Below are 19,344 nucleotides of genomic sequence, written 5' to 3' on the forward strand. Positions count from 1 at the left end.
GGCGCGTCGGCCTAGCGTGACAGGTCCAGGGCACCGGACCGAGGAGGGCGGGCATGACAGCCACGGGCATCGACACGACCATCCAGCGGCAGTTCGAAGAGGACGGGTTCACCGTCGTACGGCGGCTGTTCGGGTACGACGAGATCGACCGGCTGTGCGCGGAGTTCGCGGCGCTGCACGCGGCGGGGCGGGTCGTGCCGGGGCACTTCGAGCCGAGGCCGACGGGGGATCCGCTGCACCGGTATCCGCGGGTGATGCAGCCCCACGAGATCAACGCGCTCGCGCGGCGGTTCCTGCTGGACGCGCGGCTTCGGGTGATCTTGGAGGCGCTGTTCGGGGAGGAGGTGCTGGCCGCGCAGAGCATGTTCTACTTCAAGCCGCCGGGGGCCCGGGGGCAGGCGCTGCACCAGGACAACTTCTACCTGCGGGTGGAGCCGGGGACGTGCGTCGCCGCGTGGGTCGCCTGTGAGGCGATCGACCGGGAGAACGGCGGCCTTGAGGTGGTGCCGGGGACGCATCGGATGGACTTGTTCTGTCCGGAGGAGTCGGATGCGGGGCTGTCGTTCGCGCGGGAGTACGTGGCACCGCCGGAGGGGCTCGCGGCGGTGCCGGTCGATATGGGGCCGGGGGATGTGCTGTTCTTCAACGGGAGTCTGGTGCACGGGTCCCAGCCCAATCGCTCCGCTGGGCGGTGCCGGCGGTCGTTCATCGGCCACTATGTGGGGCGGTCGGCGGAGCGGATCGGGGCGTACTACCGGACGTTGAGCATGGGTGGGGAGAGGGTTCCTCTGCTGGAGAGCGAGGGGACCGGGCCGTGCGGGACCGAGCGGTTGTGATTCGGGTGCGGGTGCGATGTGGTTGCTCGCGCGGTTCCTCCCCCAGCCTTCGGCTGGGGGTACCCCCAGCGCCCCTGAGGGGGCGCTTCAGTGGCCGGAGATGGGATGGGGGCCGTAGGGCTGCTCCAGCTCTTCCAACTCCTTGTCGCTGAGCGCCAGTTCCACCGCCGCCACCGCGTCCTCGATGTGGTTCGGCTTCGACGCGCCGATGATCGGGGCCGTCACCGTGTTCTGGTGGAGGAGCCAGGACAGGGCCACCTGGGCGCGCGGGACGCCTCGGTCGTCGGCGATGCGGGTGACCGCCTCGACGATCGTGCGGTCGCCCTCCTGGTAGAGGCGGTTGCCGAAGTTGTCCGTGGAGCTGCGCTCGGTGACCGTGCCCCAGTCGCGGGTGAGGCGGCCCCGGGCCAGCGGGCTCCACGGCAGCACGCCCACGCCCTGGTCGGCGCAGAGCGGGAGCATCTCGCGCTCCTCCTCGCGGTAGAGGAGGTTGTAGTGGTTCTGCATGGACACGAACTTGCTCCAGCCGTGCCGCTCGGCCGTGTACTGGGCCTTGGAGAACTCCCAGGCGTACATCGAACTCGCCCCGATGTAACGCGCCTTGCCCGCCTTGACGACGTCGTGCAGCGCCTCCATCGTCTCCTCGATCGGCGTGGCGTGATCGTAGCGGTGGATCTGGTAGAGGTCGACGTAGTCGGTGCCGAGACGGCTGAGGCTGTGGTCGATCTCGGTGAGGATCGCCTTGCGGGACAGCCCGCCGCCGTTGGGGCCCGGGCGCATCCGGCCGTGCACCTTGGTGGCGAGGACGATCTCGTCGCGCTGGGCGAAGTCGCGCAGCGCCTTGCCGACGATCTCCTCGCTGGTGCCGTCGGAGTAGACGTTGGCGGTGTCGAAGAAGTTGATGCCGGCGTCGAGCGCCTGCCGGATCAGCGGGCGGGTCGCCTCCTCGTCGAGGGTCCACTCGTGGGTACCGCGGTCGGGCAGGCCGTAGGTCATGCAGCCGAGGCAGATCCGGGACACGTCCAGACCGGTGCGGCCGAGCTTCACGTACTCCATCGTTGTCTCCCACCGTCGAGATCACGTCGTACAGAGGCGAGCGTACGTCGGCCGGCCGTCCGGTCTCCTGTCGTGGCGGTGGTTATCGGACGATGTCAGGGCTGCTCCAGCAGGTCGAGTGCCTGTTCCCAGGCGAACTCGGGGCGCCCGCCGTCCGCTTCGGCCTCGCCGGCACAGGGGTCGCCGAAGCGGACGCCGAGCGCGCGCAGCCGGGTCAGGCTCTCCTGGTAGGCGGGGTGGGCGGCCAGCGCGCCGGCGACGCAGGGCAGGACGGCGATCGGGACGTCGAGTCCCAGGGCCTCGCAGAGGGTGCCGACGGCGAGGGTGTCGGCGAGCCCGGCGGCCCACTTGTTGACGGTGTTGAACGTGGCGGGGGCGACGACGACGGCGTCCGGCGCGGGGAAGGGGCGCGGATCGGAGGGGCGGCGCCAGGCCGACCGGATCGGGCGGCCGGTGCGCGCCTCCGCCTCGGTGGTGTCGAAGAAGCCGTTCATGGCCACGGGTGTGGCGATGACCCCGACCTCCCAGCCGCGTTCCTGGGCCGCGGTGATGAGCCTGCCGACGCCCGCGGCGATGCCGGCGGCGCAGACGACCAGGTAGAGGAAGGGCTTGCGGGGCTCGTCGGTCATCCGGGAACCCTATGCGGGGAGCTACCGGAGCGGGAAGGACAGGCCTCGCTCGGACTCCGGGCGCGGACCGTGGATCCGGCGCTCGCGCTCCTCGATCCGGACGTCGTTGATGCTGGCCTCGCGCCGGGTCATGAGTCCGTGCTCGTCGAACTCCCACAGCTCGTTGCCGTACGAGCGCCACCACCGGCCGTCCGCGTCGCGGCACTCGTACTGGAAGCGGACCGCGATGCGGTCGCCGTCGAAGGCCCACAGGTCCTTGCGGAGCGCGTAGTCGAGCTCGCGGGCCCATTTGCCGGTGAGGAACGCGACGATCGCGGCGCGGCCGGTGACGAAGGTGTCGCGGTTGCGCCAGACCGAGTCCTCGGAGTAGGCGAGCGCGACCCGCTCGGGGTCGCGGGTGTTCCAGGCGTCCTCGGCGGCCTGGACCTTCTGGACGGCGGTCTCCCGGGTGAAGGGCGGCAGGGGCGGGCGGTCGGCCATGGTCTCCTCCTCGACGAAGGGAGAACGTGCGTTCTCCGGGTCGCTGCTACCGTAGGAGAACGCACGTTCTCTCGTCAAGGAGTGGCCCATGGACAGCGCGGTCGCGCGTGAGCAGGCTCTGGACGCCGCCGAACGGCTGTTCTACGGGCGCGGGGTGCAGTCCGTCGGCATGGACGACATACGCGGCGTCTCCGGCGTCTCCCTCAAACGGCTCTACCAGCTCTTCCCCGCGAAGGAACAGCTCGTGGAGGCCTATCTGGAGCGGCGGGACGTGCGCTGGCGGCAGCGGCTCGCCGAGCACGTGCGGCGAAGCGATGACCCTCGGGAGCGGCTGCTCGCGGTCTTCGACTGGCTGGAGGGGTGGTTCGGCGAGGCGGACTTCCGGGGGTGCGCCTGGATCAACGCGTACGGCGAGCTCGGCGCCACCTCCCCCCGCGTGGTCGCCCAGGTGCGGGGCCACAAGCAGGCGTTCCGGGACTACCTCGCGGAGCTGGTGGCCGACGCCGGGCTGGACGCCGCGCTCACCGGGCCGCTGTTCCTGCTCGCCGAGGGCGCGATGGTCACCGCGGGCGTCACCGGGAGCACGGAGGCCGCGGCGGAGGCCCGCGCGGCGGCCCGGGTGCTGCTGCGCGCCGGGTGAGGTCAGGCCACGGCGGCGAGCCGGGAGAGCGTGGCGCGGGCCTCGGCGAGGGAGGCGGCGGCTGCTTCCTCCTGGCCGGCCAGGAAGGGCAGCACGTCGACGCGGGTCAGCTCGGCGGCCACCGGGTGGAGGTGCTCGGGCCGGACGCCGAGCCGGGCCGTCCAGGCTTTCAGGTACGGGGTCTGGAAGTCGAAGGCCGCCCGGCCGGTGTCCGGCGTTCGTGCTGCACGACCTGTTCGGGGTGCCGTTCGAGCGGATCGCGGCGATCACCGACCGTTCGCTGCCGGCCGCGAAGAAGCTCGCCAGCCGGGCCCGGCACAAGGTGCGCGGCACGCCCGCGCTGCCGGACGCCGAGCAGGACCGGCACCGCGGGGTCGTGGAGGCGTTCCTGGCCGCGGCCCGGGGCGGTGACCTGGGCGCGCTGCTCGGCCTGCTCGCCCCGGACGTGGTCCGGCACGCCGACCCCGCAACCCTGTCGCCGGGAGTGGCGGCGGAGCTGAGGGGCGCGCGGGCGGTCGCGGAGGGCACGGTGCTGCTGCGCGAGCGCGCCCGGTTCGCCGTACCGGCCCTGGTGGACGGCCGGGTCGGCCTCGTCGTCGCCCCGCGCGGACGGCTGCGGTACGTCCTGCGGGTCACCGTCGAGGGCGACCGGGTGGCGGCGTACGAGGTGGTCGCCGACCCGGTGCGGCTGCGCGGGCTGGAGGTGGCGGTGCTCGATGTGCCGGCGGCCGCCTAGCCCGTCGGTTCCTTGACCGTGATGGCGTGCACCGGGCAGGCCCGGGCCGCTTCCTTGACCAGCGGGTCGCCGCCGCCGTCTTCCATGCCGGGGAGCAGAGTGCTGAAGCCGTCGTCGTCCTGGGTGAAGACGTTCGGGGCGGTCAGGGCACACTGCCCCGCGCCGATGCAGACGTCCCGGTCGATCTCGATGTGCATGGCAGGAGCCTCTTACCAGGTCACGGGGAGTTCCAGCATCCCCTGGATCGTGTCGCCGGGTTTGAAGGGAATCTCCTCCGGCGGTGCGGCGAGCCGCAGGTCAGGGAGCCGCTCCCACAGGGTGCTCAGGGCGATCTCCAGCTCGGTGCGGGCCAGGTTCTGGCCCAGGCACTGGTGGATGCCGAAGCCGAACGCCACGTGGTGGCGGGCCGGGCGGTGCCAGTCGAGGGTGTCGGGGTCGTCGTACACGGACTCGTCGCGGTTGATGACGGAGGTCGCGAAGAGCACGCCGTCGCCTTTGCGGATGGTGGAGCCGTCCAGCTCGATGTCCTCCAGGGCGACGCGCAGCAGCCCGTCGGCGATGGACAGCATCCGCATCAGTTCCTCGACGGCGGCGGGCACCAGCGCGGGGTCGGCGCGCAGCTCTGCGAGCCGCTCGGGCTGCTGGAGCAGGGTGAAGGTGCCGAGCGAGATCATGTTGGCGGTGGTCTCGTGCCCGGCGACCAGCAGGATGAGGGCCAGTGCGACGACCTCGGCGCGGTCCAGGGCGCCCTCGCGCAGCCGCTCGTGGACGAGGTCGTCGAGGACCCCGTCGCCGGGCGCCTCGTCCCGGCTCTTGCGGTCGGCCAGGTCGCCCAGATAGGCCTCCAGTCGGTCGCGCGCGTCCAGGGAGTCGGCGGGCGCCGGACCGCGCAGCAGCCGCCGGGACTGCGCCTCGAAGAACTCGTGGTCGGCGTAGGGCACACCGAGCAGGTCGCAGATGACCATGGACGGCACGGGCAGTGCGAAGGAGCTCACCAGGTCGGCGGGCGGTCCCGCGGCGATCATCTTGTCGAGCAGCTCGTCGACGATCCGCTGGATGGCCGGCCGCATCCCGGTCGCCCGTTTGAGGGTGAAGTCCGGGATGAGCATCCGGCGCTGGGTCTGGTGCTCGGGATCGTCGAGGCCGAGCAGCGCGACCTGGCGGCGCTCCCGGGCCACCGCGAACCGGGCGTTCGGCATCGGAAAGTCCTCCCGCCGGCGGTCGCTGGAGAGCCGGGGGTCGGAGAGCAGCGCCCGGGCCGCGCCGTGGCCGGTGACCGCCCAGGCGGTGCGGCCGTCGTAGAGACGGATACGGGACAGCGGTGTTCCGTCCCGCAGCGGGTCGTAGCCGGTGGGCGGGTGGTAGGGGCACGTGCGGTCCTGCGGCCAGGCCACGGGGTCGGCCTGGCCGCCGGGAGAAGTGGGTTCCGTCAGGTCCGTCAGTTCTTTCATGGAAGACCTCGCAGACGAGTGTCGTACGTCGTGCCGATCTTCATTAGATGCTCGGGGCACCTATGGGGCGACCGGAAGTTCGGCCAGATCGCTGCATCGGGTGATCTGGCCGAAGCACGTTCGGTCGGGGGACGATTCCGCGCCGAAATTCGCTTGCCGGTGCGGCGACGCCGGCCCCAGGATCTGCGCATGAACTCTCCTGACGCCATCGTGCCGCTGACCACCGCGACCCTCCGTCGGGTGCGGGTCCAGCAGCAGCCGGGGCGTCCCCGGAGGCCCGAGCCCGCACGCGCGTGACGGCCGCGCTCGTCGCCGGCCTGCTCGCCGGGTACGGGATCGCCGTCCCGGTCGGTGCGGTCGGCACATATCTAGTGTCCCTCACGGCTCGCACGTCACTGCGGACCGGCGCCTGCGCCGCGCTCGGCGTGGCGAGCGCCGACGGCCTGTACGCCCTGCTGGCGACCGTCGGCGGTGCCGCGCTGGCGGCTGCGCTGGTACCGGTGCTCGGACCGCTGCGGCTGGTGTCGGCCCTGGTGCTGGTGGGGCTTGCCGTGCGCGGTGCGGCGGTCGCGCTGCGCCAGTACCGCGAGCGGCGGCTCGCGACGCGGGAGGGGCGGCCGGTACCCGGCCCCGGACGGGCGTATCTCGGCCTCCTCGGGATCACGCTGCTCAACCCCACGACGGTGATCTACTTCGCCGCCCTGGTGGTCGGCACGCGTACGGCCGAGGCGGTACGGCCGCTGGAGCAGGGTGTCTTCGTCCTCGCCGCCTTCGCCGCGTCCGCGAGCTGGCAACTCCTGCTGGCGGGCGGCGGGGCGCTCCTCGGCCGCGGCCTGACCGGCCACCGGGGCCGCCTCCTCACGGCGCTGCTGTCGAGCTGCGTGATGCTGGGACTGGCGGCCCGGATGGTGCTGTCGCCGGGCTGACGTCCGTGCACCGGAGGCGTGGGCGAGATCCCGTCACGGGAGCGGTGTCGTACGGATGATCCGGGGCACTTCGCGTGTTGAATCGTGCTGTCAGTCTTGGAACCGACGAGGGGACGGACCTCATGCCTCTTGAGGGCGAGTACGAGCCCAGCCCGACCGCCTGGGTGCGCGAGCAGGTCGAGTTGTACGAGAGCTCGGGCGGGAAGGAGGGCACGACCCTGATGGACACCGGGATGCCCGTCATCCTGCTCACCACCCTGGGGGTGAAGAGCGGGAAGATCCGCAAGACGCCGCTGATGCGGGTGGAGCACGACGGGGCCTACGCCGTGGTCGCCTCGCAGGGCGGCGCGCCCAAGCACCCGGTCTGGTACTTCAACGTCACGTCCCACCCGGCCGTCGAGCTCCAGGACGGGCCGGTCAAGCAGGACATGACCGCCCGCGAGGTCACCGGCGCGGAGAAGGCCGAGTGGTGGGAGCGGGCCGTCGCGGCGTACCCGCCGTACGCCGACTACCAGAAGAAGACCAGCCGGGAGATCCCGGTGTTCGTGCTGGAACCGAAGTAGCTGGAACCGAAGTAGCTGGAACCGAAGTAGCCGGAACCGAAGCCGGGGAATTGACGGTTCCGGGAATTCATTCCGGCCGGGGACCGTCGGAATTTAGAAAAATCTGTTTCGGGGAGGCATGAACCGGCTTCGTGCCGGGCAGCCGAATATCAGGCCCCGCCGCGTTCCCCCGTCGCGGCGGGGCTTTCGTCTGCCTCCTGCGCGGATCGGTCGGTCACGTCCAGGAAGATCTGGTCGGTCTCGTGGAACGTCTCGGTGAGCGCCCCCTTGATGCGCACCAGGACCTCCTCCACCTCCTCGCTGTCGAGGCCGGGCACCAGGTCGACCCGGGCCGCGACCAGGGTCGATTCGAGGCCCATCTGCATCGTGAAGAGCGCCTCCACACTGTCGATCCCGGTCTCCGCCTCCAACTGCTCCCGGATCCTGCCGCTGAGCGCCGGATCCGCGGCCTCGCCGATCAGCCGACCACGGGCGTCGGCGCCCAGCCGGTAGGCGACGAACATCAGCAGGGCGCCGATCGCCAGTGAGGCCGACGCCTCCCAGGCGACCTGGCCGGTCACCATGTGCAGGACCATGCCGACGATCGCGAGGCAGACGCCGAGCACCGCGGTGCCGTCCTCGGCGATCACCGTGCGCAGCGCCGGATCCCGCAGCCCCTGCTCCTCCCGGCGGGCCTGGTGCAGCGCCCGGAGCAGGGACGCGCCCTCGGCGAGCAGGGCGACGCCCAGCACGATCAGGCCCGCCACATAGCCGCTGAGCTTCTCGTCCGCGCCGTTGCGCAACGCCTCGATCCCCTGGAAGAGGGAGAAGCAGCCGCCCCGACGAAGATCCCGACAGCCGCGAGCAAGGCCCAGAAGAAACGCTCCTTGCCGTAGCCGAAGGGGTGCCGGGCGTCGGGCGGGCGGCGGCTGCGGCGCAGGGCGGCCAGCAGGAACACCTCGTTCAGGCTGTCGGCGACGGAGTGCGCGGCCTCCGACAGCAGCGCGGGCGAGCCGGCGACGACACCGCCGACGGCCTTCGCGGCCGCGATCACCAGATTGGCGGCGAGCGCCACGAACACGGTCACGCGGGTCCGGCGGTCGGCCTCCGGCTGCTCCGACTGCTTCTGCTCCGACTGCTTCTGTTTCAGATGCATCTGCTGCACCTGCTGCATCTGCGACGGTGTCCTGCTCACGACCGCCGACTGCCCCGACGCGGGGTGATCACTCCGTGCGAGAGGCGGAAACAGGGAACTCATTCCCTCAGGGCTCCCGGTCGACCGTAGGGCGGCCCCCTGACAAGGAGGACGCATGAGCGGCGGCGACGGCAACAGCGCGCTGGGACACAAGGCATTCGACCGGTCCCCCAGCCACTTCACGGACCGGATCACCGCGGACGGACGGGACGGCTGGCCGGTGGCGGCAGGTCGCTACCGGCTGGTGGTCAGCCGAGCCTGTCCGTGGGCGAGCCGGGCGGTGATCTCCCGGCGGCTGCTCGGCCTGGAGGACGCCCTGTCACTCGCCGTCACCGACCCGATCCAGGACGACCGCAGCTGGCGCTTCACCCTCGACCCCGGCGGCCGGGACCCGGTGCTCGGCATCCGGTACCTCAGCGAGGCGTACGACCGCCGGGAGACCTACTACCCGGGCGGGGTGAGCGTGCCCGCGGTCGTGGACGTGCCGAGCGGGCGGCTGGTCACCAACGACTACCAGCGGCTGACCCTGGACCTGGCCACCGAGTGGACGGCACTGCACCGGGACGGGGCGCCGGACCTCTATCCGGCAAGGCACCGGGACGAGATCGACGCGGTGATGGCGGGGGTGTACGAGGACGTCAACAACGGGGTCTACCGGGCCGGGTTCGCGCACGAGCAGAAGGAGTACGAGGAGGCGTGCGCCGGCGTGTTCCGGCGGCTGGAGCTGCTCGCCGAGCGGCTCGCCGGGCAGCGCTACCTGGTCGGGGACACGATCACGGAGGCCGACATCCGGCTGTTCACCACGCTGGTGCGGTTCGACGCCGTCTACCACGGTCACTTCAAGTGCAACCGCTTCAAGCTCGCGGAGAGCCCGGTGCTGTGGGCGTACGCCAGGGACCTCTACCAGACGCCGGGATTCGGTGACACCGTCGACTTCGACCACATCAAGCGGCACTACTACCAGGTCCACACCGGGATCAACCCGACCCGTATCGTGCCCCTCGGCCCGGATCTCGCCGGGTGGCTGACGCCCCATCACCGGGAGGAGCTCGGCGGCCGGGCCTTCGGGGACGGGACGCCACCCGGCCCGGTGCGGGCGGCCGAGGAGGTCGCGGTCGCGGGGCGGCCCTGACAACGCGGAGGCAGGCATGGCCAAGAGCAGGAAGAAGCTGAAGCTCCCCCTCGTCTACGCGCCCCTCGGTTTCGCGCTGAGCTGGGCCGGCGGGGCGTTGGGCGCGCTGGCCTTCCGCCGCACCTGGAAGGCGCTGCGCGGCGAGGACGACGCGCCGGACGCCCTGGACCGGGACCGCGGCTGGGGCGAGGTGCTGCTGGCCGCGGCGGTCCAGGGCGCGGTCTTCGCGGTGGTGCGCAGCGCGGTGGACCGTACCGGCGCGACGGCCATAGAGCGCTCCACCGGGGTGTGGCCGACGGCCGGCAAGGGTGGCCGGGACTGAGCGGTGCCGGGTCGGCGTAGCTCCGCTCCTCGTACGGCCCGGCGGGGTCCTGTGTCTCGACGAGCAGACACGAAGCGTCAACGATCCGCTACAGTGGGTACGTCTCGGGCGAGAACCAAGTCCGATGCAGTGCCGCACCTTTGCCTTTCGGGCCCCGGGCAGGTTCCGTCCCGGCTGGCGTTGATCGCGTCAGACTCTCCCGCCCGCCAAGCGAGAGAGCAGCGTGAGTCAGGAATCTCCCCTCGCCTGCGGCGGGAGAGGGTTCAACAGTGCCGTGCTTCCTCCGTACGTAAGCCGTTGGAGCGACAGGGGAGGACCGACCCAGGTCCTCCCCGCGGTCTGTCCCCGATCACCGGAATCAGCCGACCGCCGGCCACTTCCCCTCGCGGCCGTCAGGCACCTTGGGCCGCCCGGATCTCCGCCAGCCGGGCCTCGGCCGCCGTCAGCAGCAGGTCGAGGGCGGCCGGATAGGAGCTGCCCCGCATCGAGGCCACGAGATGGCCGGCGGTGGCCGCGATGTTCGGGTGGCTGGTGGCGGGCAGCCGGGCGTAGGTCGCCCGCCACACGTCCGCCTCGGCATCCCGGGCGGGCCTGGGCAGGGCGGTGTTGGCGGAGTCGAGGGCGCCGTACGCGAGGGCCTGGTCGACGAAGGCGTGGTAGACGCGGACCGCCTCGGCGTCCGGGAAACCGGCGGCCCGGAGTATCCCGAGGATGGTCTCGACGGCCTGGATCTCGTACGTCCGCCCGGTCACCCGGTGGGCGCTGAGCACCGCCGCCCGGGGGTGGGCGAGGGCGCCGGCGTGCATCCGCAGGCCGAGGTCGCGCAGGTCGGCGCGCCAGTCGCCGGTGGGCCGCCAGACCCGCAGGGTACGGCCGATCAGTTCGTCCGCGACGGCGAGCATCAGGTCGTCGGTGTGCCGGAAGTAGCGGTAGAGGGAGCTGGGATCGGCGCCCAGGGCACGGCCGAGGCGGCGCACCGACAGGGCGTCCGCGCCGTGCTCCTCGATCAGCCGCATCGCGGTCTCGACGATCAGCTCCTCGGAGAGGACCACGCCCTGTTTGGTGGGGCGCCGGCGCTGCCGGGCGGCGGCCGGGACGACACGTTCGCTCAACGGACCTCCTCATGACGTGCGGGCACCTTATGACAACACCGTTGACCTGTGAAGGGCACCGGCAGTTTCATGTCCCGTCACCGGGGCCGACCAGTCCGGCCCCCAGGTGCGAGCGGAGTGTGCCGGCCATGACCGACCAGCCCTACACAGCGGACCCCCCTGAGTTGCGCAGATCCCTCGGCGTCCTCGACGGCGTCGCGGTCGCCGCGTCCAGTACGGCAGCCACGACCAGCATCGGCATCGGTCTGGGGGTGACGGCCGGGGTGGTCGGGCTGCATCTCCCGGCCGTCATGCTGCTGGCGTTCCTGCCGGTCCTCGGCATCGCGGGCGCCTACTCCCGGCTGAACCGGGTGGAGCCGAACGCGGGCAACGGCTACGTGTGGGTGGGCCGTTCACTCAATCCGTGGCTCGGCTTCATGGTCGGCTGGGTGAACATCGTGGCGACGGTGGCCTTCCTCGCGTACACCACGGCGGTCACGGGATCCGCGGTGCTGCAACTGGCGGGAGAGGCCGGGGTACACCGCATCGGCTCGCTCGCCCTCGACCCCGGTTCGACGGCGCAGACCACGGCCCTCGGCATCGTCGCCCTCGTCGCCGTCACCCTCACCGCCGTGACCGGCATCCGCACCGCCGCCCGCCTGCAGACCGGGCTGCTGGTCTTCGAGTACGTGGTCCTGCTCGGGTTCTGCGGCTACGGCATCGTCAAAGGACCGCACCCCTTCAGCCTGAGCTGGTTCGACCCGTTCGCGATCCCGTCGGCCACCGCACTCGCCCAGGGCCTGCTCCTTTCGGTGTTCTGCTACTGGGGTTTCGAGGCCGCGTTCAGCGTCAACGAGGAGGTCCGCGACCCCCGGGACGCCTCCCGGGCCGGGTTGATCACCCTGGTGACCATGCTGGGACTGTTCCTGCTCGGCTCGGTGGCCTTCCAGCGGGTGCTGTCGGAGCAGGAGCTGGCCGGGCACGGGGCCGAGGGGCTGGCGTTCTTCGGCGACCGGCTGGCCGCGCAGCCGTGGGCCGCGCTGCCGCTGGTGGCGCTGATGTTCTCGGCGGTGGCCTCCCTCCAGGCCGGGGTGATCCCGACGGCCCGGGGCATGTTCGCGATGAGCCGGGACCGTACCCTCGGGCCGGTGTGGTCCAGGGTCAGCGCCCGGTACGGGACCCCGGCGGCCGGCACGCTGCTGATCGGCGCGCTGGCCACGGCGGTCGCCGGGCTGGCCCTGGTGATCCCGCGGCTCGCCGACATGATCATGGCGACGGTGAACGCGGTCGGCATCGTCGTCGCCCTGTCGTACGCGCTCACCGCGCTCGCCGCCGCCGCGCGCTTCCGCTCCCTGCTGCGCGAGGATTGGTGGCAGGGGGTACGGGCCGTGCTGCTGCCGGCGCTGAGCGCCCTCGCCCTGCTCGGTCTCGGCGGCTACCTCGGCTGGTCCTTCTACACCTCCACCGACCACTTCGAGGTCAGCGCGGACAACGGGTGGTTCCTGCTGGCCACCCCGCTGGCGATGATCGCGTCCGGGTTCGTCGCGGCCGGCTGGGCGAAGTACGTGCGCCGCTCGCCGTACTTCCGCACCGGCCGGGGCACCGACGCCGACGCACCCCAGCTGCTCACGACCCCCAACTGAGGAACAGGAAACATGCACGCAGATCTGCTCTTCACCGGCGGCCCCGTCCTCACCCCCGAGGGCGCCACGGCGACCGCCGTCGCCGTCACCGGTGAGCGCATCACCGCCGTCGGCTCCGCCGGGGAGCTGCGGGAGCTCGCCGGGCCGCGCACCGAGGTGGTCGACCTCGCCGGGCGGCTGCTGCTGCCCGGATTCCAGGACGCGCACGTCCATCCGGTCCCGGCGGGCCTCGAACTGACCCAGTGCGACCTGACCGGGCTGCGGACCGCCGAGGAGACCGTGGCCGCCGTACGCGCCTACGCCGCGGCGCATCCCGAGCGGGCATGGATCCTGGGCGGCGGCTGGTCCATGGAGGCGTTCGAGGGCGGCACTCCGACGAAGGAGTTGCTGGACGCCGTCGTACCGGACCGGCCGGTGTACCTGCCCAACCGGGACCATCACGGGGCGTGGGTCAACAGCCGGGCGCTGGAGCTGGCCGGGGTCGGCCGCGACACGCCCGACCCGGCCGACGGGCGGATCGAGCGGGATGCCTCCGGCGCGCCGAGCGGCACGCTTCAGGAAGGTGCGATGCAGCTGGTCGGCCGGCTCGCCCCGCCGGCCGGCCCGGCGGACCGGCTGGCGGCACTGCTGCACGCCCAGCGCCATCTGCACGCACTGGGCATCACGGCCTGGCAGGACGCGCTGATCGGGGACTTCCTCGGCATGGACGACCCGTCGTCGGCGTATCTGACGGCGGCCCGGGACGGTTCGCTGACCGCGCGGGTGGTCGGGGCGCTGTGGTGGGACCGGGAGCGCGGGGCCGAGCAGATCCCCGAACTCGTCGAGAAGCGGACCGCGTTGAGCCATGGCAGGTTCCGGGCGGGCACGGTGAAACTGATGCTGGACGGGGTCGCCGAGAACGGCACGGCCGCGCTGCTCGACCCCTACCTGGACAAGTGCGGCTGCGCGACGCGCAATCGCGGGAAGAGTTTCATCGACCCGGGGCAACTACCGGAGTATGTGACCGAGTTGGATGCCCTCGGCTTCCAGTGTCACTTCCACGCGCTGGGCGACCGGGCGGTGCGGGACGCGCTGGACGCCGTCGCGGCGGCGCGGGCCGCCAACGGGATGAGCGACACGCGGCCCCACCTGGCACATCTCCAGGTCGTGCACCCCACCGACGTACCGCGCTTCGCGCGGCTCGGCGCCACCGCGAACATCCAGGCGCTGTGGGCCGCGCACGAGCCGCAGATGGACGAGCTGACGATCCCCTTCCTGGGCCCGGAACGGGCCGGATGGCAGTACCCGTTCGGATCGCTGCTGCACTCCGGGGCCCGGCTCGCGGGCGGCAGCGACTGGCCGGTGAGCAGCCCGGACCCCCTCCAGGGCATCCATGTCGCGGTGAACCGTGTCGAGCCGGGCGGCGACGCGCCGGTGTTCCTGCCGGAGGAGCGACTGGGACTCGCGGCGGCGATCAGCGCGTACACGGCCGGCTCGGCCTACGTGAACCACCTCGACGACACCGGGCGGGTGGCGGTCGGCGCGCTCGCGGATCTGGTGGTCCTGGACCGCGACCCGTTCGCCGGGCCCCCGGAGCGCATCGCGGACACACGCGTCGCGCACACATACGTGGGGGGCGCGCGAGTGTACTCATCTCACGAGGCGTGAGCAGTAACACACATCACGGCCAGGTCACGCGTAGATCATTTACGCTCTGGGCAGCCTCGTAGCGCTTCACGGCTCAACTTTCGAGCCACGAAGGCCAGTTCGAGTGCACGGGTGGCCGACAGGCCACCCGTTCGCAGGGACGGGGGGACTCTGCGCACTGTCGCCCGAAAGGAAACACATGCCTCAGGACGTCACCTTCGACCTGCCCTTCGACTCCCCCGTCAGTGAGCATCCGGAGTTCGCGCGCCCGTCATTCGCGCCGAATCCGGGACATGGACCTGGTGCGCGGCCTCATCGACACGGCTGAGGCAGCGCCCCAGGTCCTCGTCGTGCGGCAAGAACGCTTCGGCGAGGGCGGGCCGTGCACGGAAGGCCGGCGGTGCCGAGGACGCGTCCGCCGTGGACCAGCGCCCCGCTGAGCCCCCCACTTCCCCGGCCGTCGACGCAGCAGTCGCACCCCTCTCCGTCGTTCGCGGCAGGAGCCGGAGCCGGTCGCGTGCGTCCGGCTGTCCGGCGAGGCCGTCGCGGAAGGGGTCGACCTCTCTCGGACACGACCGCCGACGGCCGCGGTCGACCGATTCCATTGTCATGGCCACAACTTGAAGGAGACCGGTGTGAATTCCCGAGGCGTAGATGCTGTTCCGAAGGCGTCCGCCGACAGCCTGCTTCCGGCGCGGCCAAGCGCCCAGTCCCGGCCCACGGAGGCGGGGAACACCCTGGCCGGCCTCTTCGTGAAACGCATGAACGGGAGCACGGAACAGTACCTGAGCTTCCAGAACGCCGCTCAGCAGCGACTGGACGCGCTCGGCTCCCCCCACTCCGGCACCACGCTGCATCTGGCGGGAGCCCTCCATCAGGCGCCGCGCGAGTTCCTCCCGCCCGACGAGGAGGGCTACGCCAGGTTGAGGCACCTCGACACCAGCCTGCGCATGATCGAGTCGGCCTTCCCCGAAGTCAGCACCGATATCGAGCTCTGCCGGCTGACCTGCACGATGCTGGAAGGGGCCTGGCGGAGCCGGGCACTCACCCCGCCGCGCGCGGAGGAACTGACGACCGCCTGCGCCTGCCCGCTGTGCCGTCACCTGCCCACGCCCCCCGCCCGCACGCTGGACGACTACCGCTGGCGGCAGAGCGCCGGTCGCCCCCTCACCGTCAAGACCTGGCCGTACCGCCGGGAACTCGACAGCGTCCTGACCGGCGGATGGTCCTGGACCCGCCAGATGAACGACCTCGAACGAGACCTCGGCCACCGCCACCGCTTCGAGGACGACATCCTCGTCTTCCACGAGTACAAGCGCGTGATCGACACCATCGACACCACGCGCCTCACCCAACACGTCGAAGGCCGCCTGGCCGAGAGCTTCAGCACCAACAGCGCACGAGCCCTGGTCTCCGGACTCTTCGCAGCCCACAAGCGATCCGTCGACGAGTACTGGCTCCAGCAGCACGCCGCGGGAAGCGTCACGCTCCCCCAGACCAACCCACTCGGCCACAACTCGTACTCGGTCCTGCAGATGCTGGACTGCCTGTTCTGGCACGTCGCGCCCGACACCGAACTCTGGCAGGAGGAAAACCTCGCCTCGCTGCTGCTGTGCCGCGTCATCGACGACATGGCCGACGTCCGGGCCGACGCCCTCACCGGCGAGATCAGCAACTTCTGGCTCGCCGAGATGCCCACCCACACCAAGGCCTTCTACGCCGCCTGCGCGATAGCCCTCGTCAAGTACGGCTGCATGCCCGAGGCGCATCGCCCGATGTGGAACACCTGGCTGCTGACCACCACCATCGTCTGGATGGGGCTCACGGGACGGCACGCCCTGTGGTTCGACGGCATCACCGAGGGCCTCCCTCCGGCCGAGGGGTGCCCGTTGTGCGACCTGCGGCCCAACGCATGCACCGGCATCCTCACCCACGGCACGACCCTCACCATCGCCCCGCGGCCCACCGTTCCGGCGCTGAGCGCCCGGACCGCCGAGCTGTCCGCACGCTGCCGGGCCCAGCACCCCGGGGCATGGCCCCTGTTCGACGCCGAACTCCATGCCTTCGAGGCGGTGCACGGCCCTTGGCACGGCGACACCGACAGCACCTGGGAGATCCTGCGCCGCACCTACATCGCCGCCGTGGAGGCGTCCGGCGCCGATCCGTCCCGGGACCGCGCTCGTCAGGTCCAGCAGGACGCCGGTGTGGTCGGATCCGAACGGTTTCACGCCCTGCACGACCCGCTGACCGGGCGGGAGGACACCACACTGCTCGCCTACATGTTCGGCTGCGCCCACCCGCATTTCCTCTGGAACGCCACGGGCTACCGTCCCACGGGCGTCGCGGGCGACTGGCTCGACGGCTGACGCCGCAACTCCCGTTGCCCGGTCGGGTGACCCGACCGGGCAACGGCGTGTCCGGGCCTATACCGCGAACTCGACCGGCAGGCTGTCCAGCAGGGACATCCATGTGGACGCGGTCGAGGTGAGCTCCTCGGGCGGCACGGCCAGGCGCAGGCCCGGCAGCCGGTGCAGCAGGACGTCCACCGCGATCTGGATGATGGACATCCCGATGCTCTGCCCGGGGCACTCGTGCGGGCCGGCGCTGAAGGCCAGGTGCGACTCGTTGCCCTGCACCGAGACGTCCGGGTCGGGCCGGACCTCGGGGTCGAGGTTGCCCGGTGCGAGACCGAGGACCAGCAGGTCGCCCTCCTCGATGCGGTGCCCGCCCAGCTCGACGTCGCTGACGGCGAAGCGCCCCGGCAGGACGGACAGCGGCGGGGAGTTCCACATGACCTCCTCCACCAGCGCCGTGATCGTCAGCTGACCACTGGTCAGGCCGGCGAGCCGCGAGGCGTCCGTGAGGACGAGCTGCAGCACCCGGGCCAGCAGATTGCTGGTCGTGCTGTGCCCGGCCATCAGCACCAGGCGCAGATGACTCACGACCTCGTCGTGGTCGAGGGCCGCGTGATGCTCCAGCAGGCCGGTGGTGAAGTCGGAGCCGGGCTCGGCCCGCTTGCGCTCGGCGAGTTCACCGAGGATCTCGTGGATGATGCCGTTGTGCAGGATCGCGTCCTCGCCGCCCTGGAACACCATGGCGTTGGACTCGACGAGCCGGCGGCCCTCCGCCTCGGTGAGGCCCAGCATGCGGGCGAGGATCAGCATCGGCAGGTAGCCGGCGTAGTCCGCCACCAGGTCGGCGCGGCCCTTGTCCGCGAACGCGTCGATCTGCTTGTTGGCGAAGTACGTGGCATGGCGCCGGACACCGCGGCCCACGGCGGCCTGGAGCCCGTCGTTGACGGCACCGCGCAGCCGACGGTGCGCCTCGCCGTCCTGGGACACGCAGTCGGGGCGCCAGGCGACCATCGGAACCAGCGGATGGTTCTCCGCGACCCGGCCCTCCCGCCAGTCCCGCCAGATGCGCGCGTCCCGGGCGAACTGGCGGGGATTGTCGAGCACCCGCCGACCGTCCCGGTAGCCCAGCACCAGCCAGGCGTGGATGTCGCCCTCCAGCAGCACCGGCGCGACGGAGCCGTGCTCCTTGCGCAGCCGCTCGTAGATGCCCAGCGGGTCGGTCGCCGCCTCGGGTCCGTACAACCGGGTCAGTTCGGCCGAACCGTGCGCGACCGGGCAGCCGCGCGGGGTGTCGGGGGTGTCGGCGTTCTGATCGTTCATCGGGGCTCCAGTGCGACGGCGGAGCGTTCCTTCAAATGACGTATCAGGGCGATCAGCACGTCTCGGCTGGAGGCCCGGTCGCGGGCGTCACAGGCCACGATCGGGGTGTGCGGGGAGATGTCGAGGGCGTCCCGGATCTCCTCGATGGGGTGTTCCTTGCAGTCCGGGAAGACGTTCAGGGCGATGACGAAGGGCACGTTCTGCCGCTCCATCTCCTCGATCGCCCGGAAGCTGGAGGCCAGCCGGCGCGTGTCCACCAGGACGATCGCACCGAGCGCGCCCTTGAACAGGCCGTTCCACAGGAACCAGAACCGTTCCTGTCCGGGGGTGCCGAACAGGTACAGCATCAGGCCCTCGTTGAGGCTGATCTTGCCGAAGTCGAGGCTGACCGTGGTCTCGGCCTTGTCCGCGACGCCGATCAGGTTGTCGACGCCGACGGTCGCCTGGGTGAGGGTCTCCTCGGTGGTGAGCGGCTTGATGTCGCTGACGGAGCGGACCATGGTGGTCTTCCCGGTGCCGAACCCCCCGGCGATCATCACCTTGACCGAGCGGGTCCCCCCGGCACCGGGGTCGCCGGGATGGTCAAAGCCTTTCAAGTCCACTGAGTACCTCCTGGAGGAGCGCGAGGTCAGGCCCGCGTCCGGCGTGGTGCGCCGGAATGGGATCACGGGCTTCAATACGGCCTGCGTCCAGCAGATCCGCCAACAGCACCGCGAGAATGTTGAAGGGCAATCCGAGATGGGCGGTGAGTTCGGCCACCGAAAGCGGATCACGGCAGCGCCGGACTATCTCCTCGTACTCGTGCTGCATCCCCGGGACGGGGGCGGTGCGGGAGACGACGAGGGTGGCCACGTCGAGGCTCGACGCCGACCCGCCCGGTCCGCTGCGCCCCCCGGTGAGGACGTAATAACGCTCGAGACCGGACGGATCCGTGGGCCGGCGGGGAGCACTCATCCAGAGTGCTCCTCCAGGCGCGGAGAGGTGCCGAGCAGCTCGCCCATCCGCCGTGACAGGTCCCTCATCTGGTGACCGAGCAGCCCCTGGTCGAGTCCTTCGCGGGCGAGGACCCCGAGATACGTCTCCACACCGGCCCGTACGACGAAGAGGTGACCGCCGTCGACCTCGATCATCGCCAGCCGCAGCTGCCCCGCGTACTTGGGGAACTGCTCGGCGACCGGCTGGGCCAGGGCCTGCAGCCCCGCCACCACGGCCGCGAAGCGGTCCACGTCGTCGGGGTCCTCGGCGCCAAAGGAGGTGATGGCCTTGCCGTCGCTGGAGGCCACGAGGGCGAAACGGATCTCCGGGATGCTCTCCACCAGATCACGGAGCGCCCAGCTCACGTCGGTTCCCTGTTGCGTCATGTGG

General features: G+C 71.4%; 19 protein-coding genes and 2 pseudogenes. 10 read left to right on the forward strand and 11 right to left on the reverse strand.

The genetic code is table 11. The features are described from left to right. Nucleotides 1–53 precede the first annotated feature (53 nt). Complete coding sequence (locus tag ABT137_RS23425; protein WP_351711890.1) at nt 54–836, forward strand: phytanoyl-CoA dioxygenase family protein; 783 nt, start codon at nt 54–56, stop codon at nt 834–836. A gap of 87 nt (nt 837–923) precedes the next feature. Here ABT137_RS23425 and ABT137_RS23430 read toward each other — a convergent pair whose 3' ends face one another. The 3 genes from ABT137_RS23430 to ABT137_RS23440 all read right to left on the reverse strand — a co-directional run bounded on the left by ABT137_RS23430 (nt 924) and on the right by ABT137_RS23440 (nt 3,001). Further along, nucleotides 924–1,892, reverse strand: a complete 969-nt coding sequence (locus ABT137_RS23430) for an aldo/keto reductase (RefSeq protein WP_351711892.1) — start codon at nt 1,890–1,892, stop codon at nt 924–926. A 95-nt stretch (nt 1,893–1,987) separates the two neighbouring features. Next, the gene (locus ABT137_RS23435; RefSeq protein ID WP_351711894.1) at nt 1,988–2,521 is read right to left on the reverse strand and encodes a flavoprotein; all 534 of its coding nucleotides are present in this window, start codon (nt 2,519–2,521) and stop codon (nt 1,988–1,990) included. A gap of 21 nt (nt 2,522–2,542) precedes the next feature. After that, nucleotides 2,543–3,001 (reverse strand): nuclear transport factor 2 family protein, encoded by a 459-nt coding sequence (locus ABT137_RS23440; RefSeq protein ID WP_351711896.1) that lies wholly within the window; start codon nt 2,999–3,001, stop codon nt 2,543–2,545. Nucleotides 3,002–3,089: 88 nt separating this feature from the next. On the opposite strand from ABT137_RS23440, the gene ABT137_RS23445 reads away from it, so the two are divergent. After that, nucleotides 3,090–3,641, forward strand: coding sequence for a TetR/AcrR family transcriptional regulator (locus tag ABT137_RS23445; RefSeq protein WP_351711898.1), 552 nt, complete (start codon nt 3,090–3,092; stop codon nt 3,639–3,641). A 208-nt stretch (nt 3,642–3,849) separates the two neighbouring features. Next, nucleotides 3,850–4,377, forward strand: a pseudogene (locus tag ABT137_RS23450) (sigma-70 family RNA polymerase sigma factor family protein); the annotation flags it as partial. On the opposite strand, the gene ABT137_RS23455 reads toward ABT137_RS23450, so the two are convergent. After that, a complete protein-coding gene (locus ABT137_RS23455; RefSeq protein ID WP_351711900.1) occupies nt 4,374–4,574 on the reverse strand; it encodes a ferredoxin in 201 nt (66 codons plus the stop codon). The pseudogene ABT137_RS23450 and the gene ABT137_RS23455 sit on opposite strands and share 4 nt — an antisense overlap. Before the next feature lie 12 nt (nt 4,575–4,586). After that, nucleotides 4,587–5,828, reverse strand: coding sequence for a cytochrome P450 (locus ABT137_RS23460; RefSeq protein ID WP_351711902.1), 1,242 nt, complete (start codon nt 5,826–5,828; stop codon nt 4,587–4,589). Between the two features lie 293 nt (nt 5,829–6,121). Between ABT137_RS23460 and ABT137_RS23465 the strand changes: the two genes are divergently transcribed. Next, a complete protein-coding gene (locus ABT137_RS23465) occupies nt 6,122–6,754 on the forward strand; it encodes a LysE family transporter (protein WP_351711904.1) in 633 nt (210 codons plus the stop codon). 122 nt (nt 6,755–6,876) lie between these two features. Continuing rightward, nucleotides 6,877–7,317, forward strand: a complete 441-nt coding sequence (locus ABT137_RS23470; protein ID WP_351711906.1) for a nitroreductase family deazaflavin-dependent oxidoreductase — start codon at nt 6,877–6,879, stop codon at nt 7,315–7,317. A gap of 149 nt (nt 7,318–7,466) precedes the next feature. On the opposite strand, the pseudogene ABT137_RS23475 reads toward ABT137_RS23470, so the two are convergent. Then, a pseudogene (locus ABT137_RS23475) lies at nt 7,467–8,377 on the reverse strand (cation diffusion facilitator family transporter). 229 nt (nt 8,378–8,606) lie between these two features. Here ABT137_RS23475 and ABT137_RS23480 point away from each other — a divergent pair. Together ABT137_RS23480 and ABT137_RS23485 are read left to right on the forward strand one after the other, a co-directional pair. Next, nucleotides 8,607–9,623, forward strand: a complete 1,017-nt coding sequence (locus ABT137_RS23480; RefSeq protein ID WP_351711908.1) for a glutathione S-transferase family protein — start codon at nt 8,607–8,609, stop codon at nt 9,621–9,623. Nucleotides 9,624–9,639: 16 nt separating this feature from the next. After that, entirely contained in the window at nt 9,640–9,945 is a 306-nt protein-coding gene (locus tag ABT137_RS23485) for a DUF4235 domain-containing protein (protein WP_351711910.1), read from the forward strand. Nucleotides 9,946–10,337: 392 nt separating this feature from the next. Here ABT137_RS23485 and ABT137_RS23490 read toward each other — a convergent pair whose 3' ends face one another. Beyond that, complete coding sequence (locus ABT137_RS23490; protein ID WP_351711912.1) at nt 10,338–11,057, reverse strand: TetR/AcrR family transcriptional regulator; 720 nt, start codon at nt 11,055–11,057, stop codon at nt 10,338–10,340. A gap of 128 nt (nt 11,058–11,185) precedes the next feature. On the opposite strand from ABT137_RS23490, the gene ABT137_RS23495 reads away from it, so the two are divergent. From ABT137_RS23495 to ABT137_RS23505, 3 genes are all read left to right on the forward strand, one after another. After that, nucleotides 11,186–12,679 (forward strand): APC family permease, encoded by a 1,494-nt coding sequence (locus ABT137_RS23495; RefSeq protein WP_351711914.1) that lies wholly within the window; start codon nt 11,186–11,188, stop codon nt 12,677–12,679. 12 nt (nt 12,680–12,691) lie between these two features. Continuing rightward, on the forward strand, nt 12,692–14,326 hold the full coding sequence (locus ABT137_RS23500; protein ID WP_351711916.1) for an amidohydrolase: 1,635 nt from the start codon (nt 12,692–12,694) through the stop codon (nt 14,324–14,326). Between the two features lie 740 nt (nt 14,327–15,066). Then, nucleotides 15,067–16,671 (forward strand): hypothetical protein, encoded by a 1,605-nt coding sequence (locus ABT137_RS23505; protein WP_351711918.1) that lies wholly within the window; start codon nt 15,067–15,069, stop codon nt 16,669–16,671. Nucleotides 16,672–16,728: 57 nt separating this feature from the next. On the opposite strand, the gene ABT137_RS23510 is transcribed toward ABT137_RS23505, so the two are convergent. The 4 genes from ABT137_RS23510 to ABT137_RS23525 are packed head-to-tail and all read right to left on the reverse strand — an operon-like array spanning nt 16,729 to nt 19,340. Then, complete coding sequence (locus ABT137_RS23510) at nt 16,729–17,979, reverse strand: cytochrome P450 (protein ID WP_351711920.1); 1,251 nt, start codon at nt 17,977–17,979, stop codon at nt 16,729–16,731. Continuing rightward, nucleotides 17,976–18,581, reverse strand: a complete 606-nt coding sequence (locus tag ABT137_RS23515) for a GTP-binding protein (RefSeq protein ID WP_351697096.1) — start codon at nt 18,579–18,581, stop codon at nt 17,976–17,978. The genes ABT137_RS23510 and ABT137_RS23515 overlap by 4 nt, the downstream gene beginning before the upstream one ends. Then, nucleotides 18,562–18,933 carry a DUF742 domain-containing protein gene (locus tag ABT137_RS23520; protein ID WP_234537899.1) on the reverse strand — a complete coding sequence of 124 codons (372 nt, stop codon included), beginning with the start codon at nt 18,931–18,933 and terminating at the stop codon, nt 18,562–18,564. The genes ABT137_RS23515 and ABT137_RS23520 overlap by 20 nt, the downstream gene beginning before the upstream one ends. Beyond that, nucleotides 18,930–19,340 carry a roadblock/LC7 domain-containing protein gene (locus ABT137_RS23525; RefSeq protein WP_046733906.1) on the reverse strand — a complete coding sequence of 137 codons (411 nt, stop codon included), beginning with the start codon at nt 19,338–19,340 and terminating at the stop codon, nt 18,930–18,932. The genes ABT137_RS23520 and ABT137_RS23525 overlap by 4 nt, the downstream gene beginning before the upstream one ends. Between the last annotated feature and the right edge of the window lie 4 nt (nt 19,341–19,344).

The organism is Streptomyces sp. NPDC001980 (assembly GCF_040296885.1).
In the GTDB taxonomy this organism is placed as follows: domain Bacteria; phylum Actinomycetota; class Actinomycetes; order Streptomycetales; family Streptomycetaceae; genus Streptomyces.

Bases quoted from the DNA above. Each gene is read 5' to 3' on its own strand.
- ABT137_RS23425 (WP_351711890.1), top strand. From the start codon at position 54: ATGACAGCCACGGGCATCGACACGACCATCCAGCGGCAGTTCGAAGAG.
- ABT137_RS23430 (WP_351711892.1), bottom strand. From the start codon at position 1,892: ATGGAGTACGTGAAGCTCGGCCGCACCGGTCTGGACGTGTCCCGGATC.
- ABT137_RS23435 (WP_351711894.1), bottom strand. From the start codon at position 2,521: ATGACCGACGAGCCCCGCAAGCCCTTCCTCTACCTGGTCGTCTGCGCC.
- ABT137_RS23440 (WP_351711896.1), bottom strand. From the start codon at position 3,001: ATGGCCGACCGCCCGCCCCTGCCGCCCTTCACCCGGGAGACCGCCGTC.
- ABT137_RS23445 (WP_351711898.1), top strand. From the start codon at position 3,090: ATGGACAGCGCGGTCGCGCGTGAGCAGGCTCTGGACGCCGCCGAACGG.
- ABT137_RS23455 (WP_351711900.1), bottom strand. From the start codon at position 4,574: ATGCACATCGAGATCGACCGGGACGTCTGCATCGGCGCGGGGCAGTGT.
- ABT137_RS23460 (WP_351711902.1), bottom strand. From the start codon at position 5,828: ATGAAAGAACTGACGGACCTGACGGAACCCACTTCTCCCGGCGGCCAG.
- ABT137_RS23470 (WP_351711906.1), top strand. From the start codon at position 6,877: ATGCCTCTTGAGGGCGAGTACGAGCCCAGCCCGACCGCCTGGGTGCGC.
- ABT137_RS23480 (WP_351711908.1), top strand. From the start codon at position 8,607: ATGAGCGGCGGCGACGGCAACAGCGCGCTGGGACACAAGGCATTCGAC.
- ABT137_RS23485 (WP_351711910.1), top strand. From the start codon at position 9,640: ATGGCCAAGAGCAGGAAGAAGCTGAAGCTCCCCCTCGTCTACGCGCCC.
- ABT137_RS23495 (WP_351711914.1), top strand. From the start codon at position 11,186: ATGACCGACCAGCCCTACACAGCGGACCCCCCTGAGTTGCGCAGATCC.
- ABT137_RS23500 (WP_351711916.1), top strand. From the start codon at position 12,692: ATGCACGCAGATCTGCTCTTCACCGGCGGCCCCGTCCTCACCCCCGAG.
- ABT137_RS23505 (WP_351711918.1), top strand. From the start codon at position 15,067: ATGAACGGGAGCACGGAACAGTACCTGAGCTTCCAGAACGCCGCTCAG.
- ABT137_RS23510 (WP_351711920.1), bottom strand. From the start codon at position 17,979: ATGAACGATCAGAACGCCGACACCCCCGACACCCCGCGCGGCTGCCCG.
- ABT137_RS23520 (WP_234537899.1), bottom strand. From the start codon at position 18,933: ATGAGTGCTCCCCGCCGGCCCACGGATCCGTCCGGTCTCGAGCGTTAT.
- ABT137_RS23525 (WP_046733906.1), bottom strand. From the start codon at position 19,340: ATGACGCAACAGGGAACCGACGTGAGCTGGGCGCTCCGTGATCTGGTG.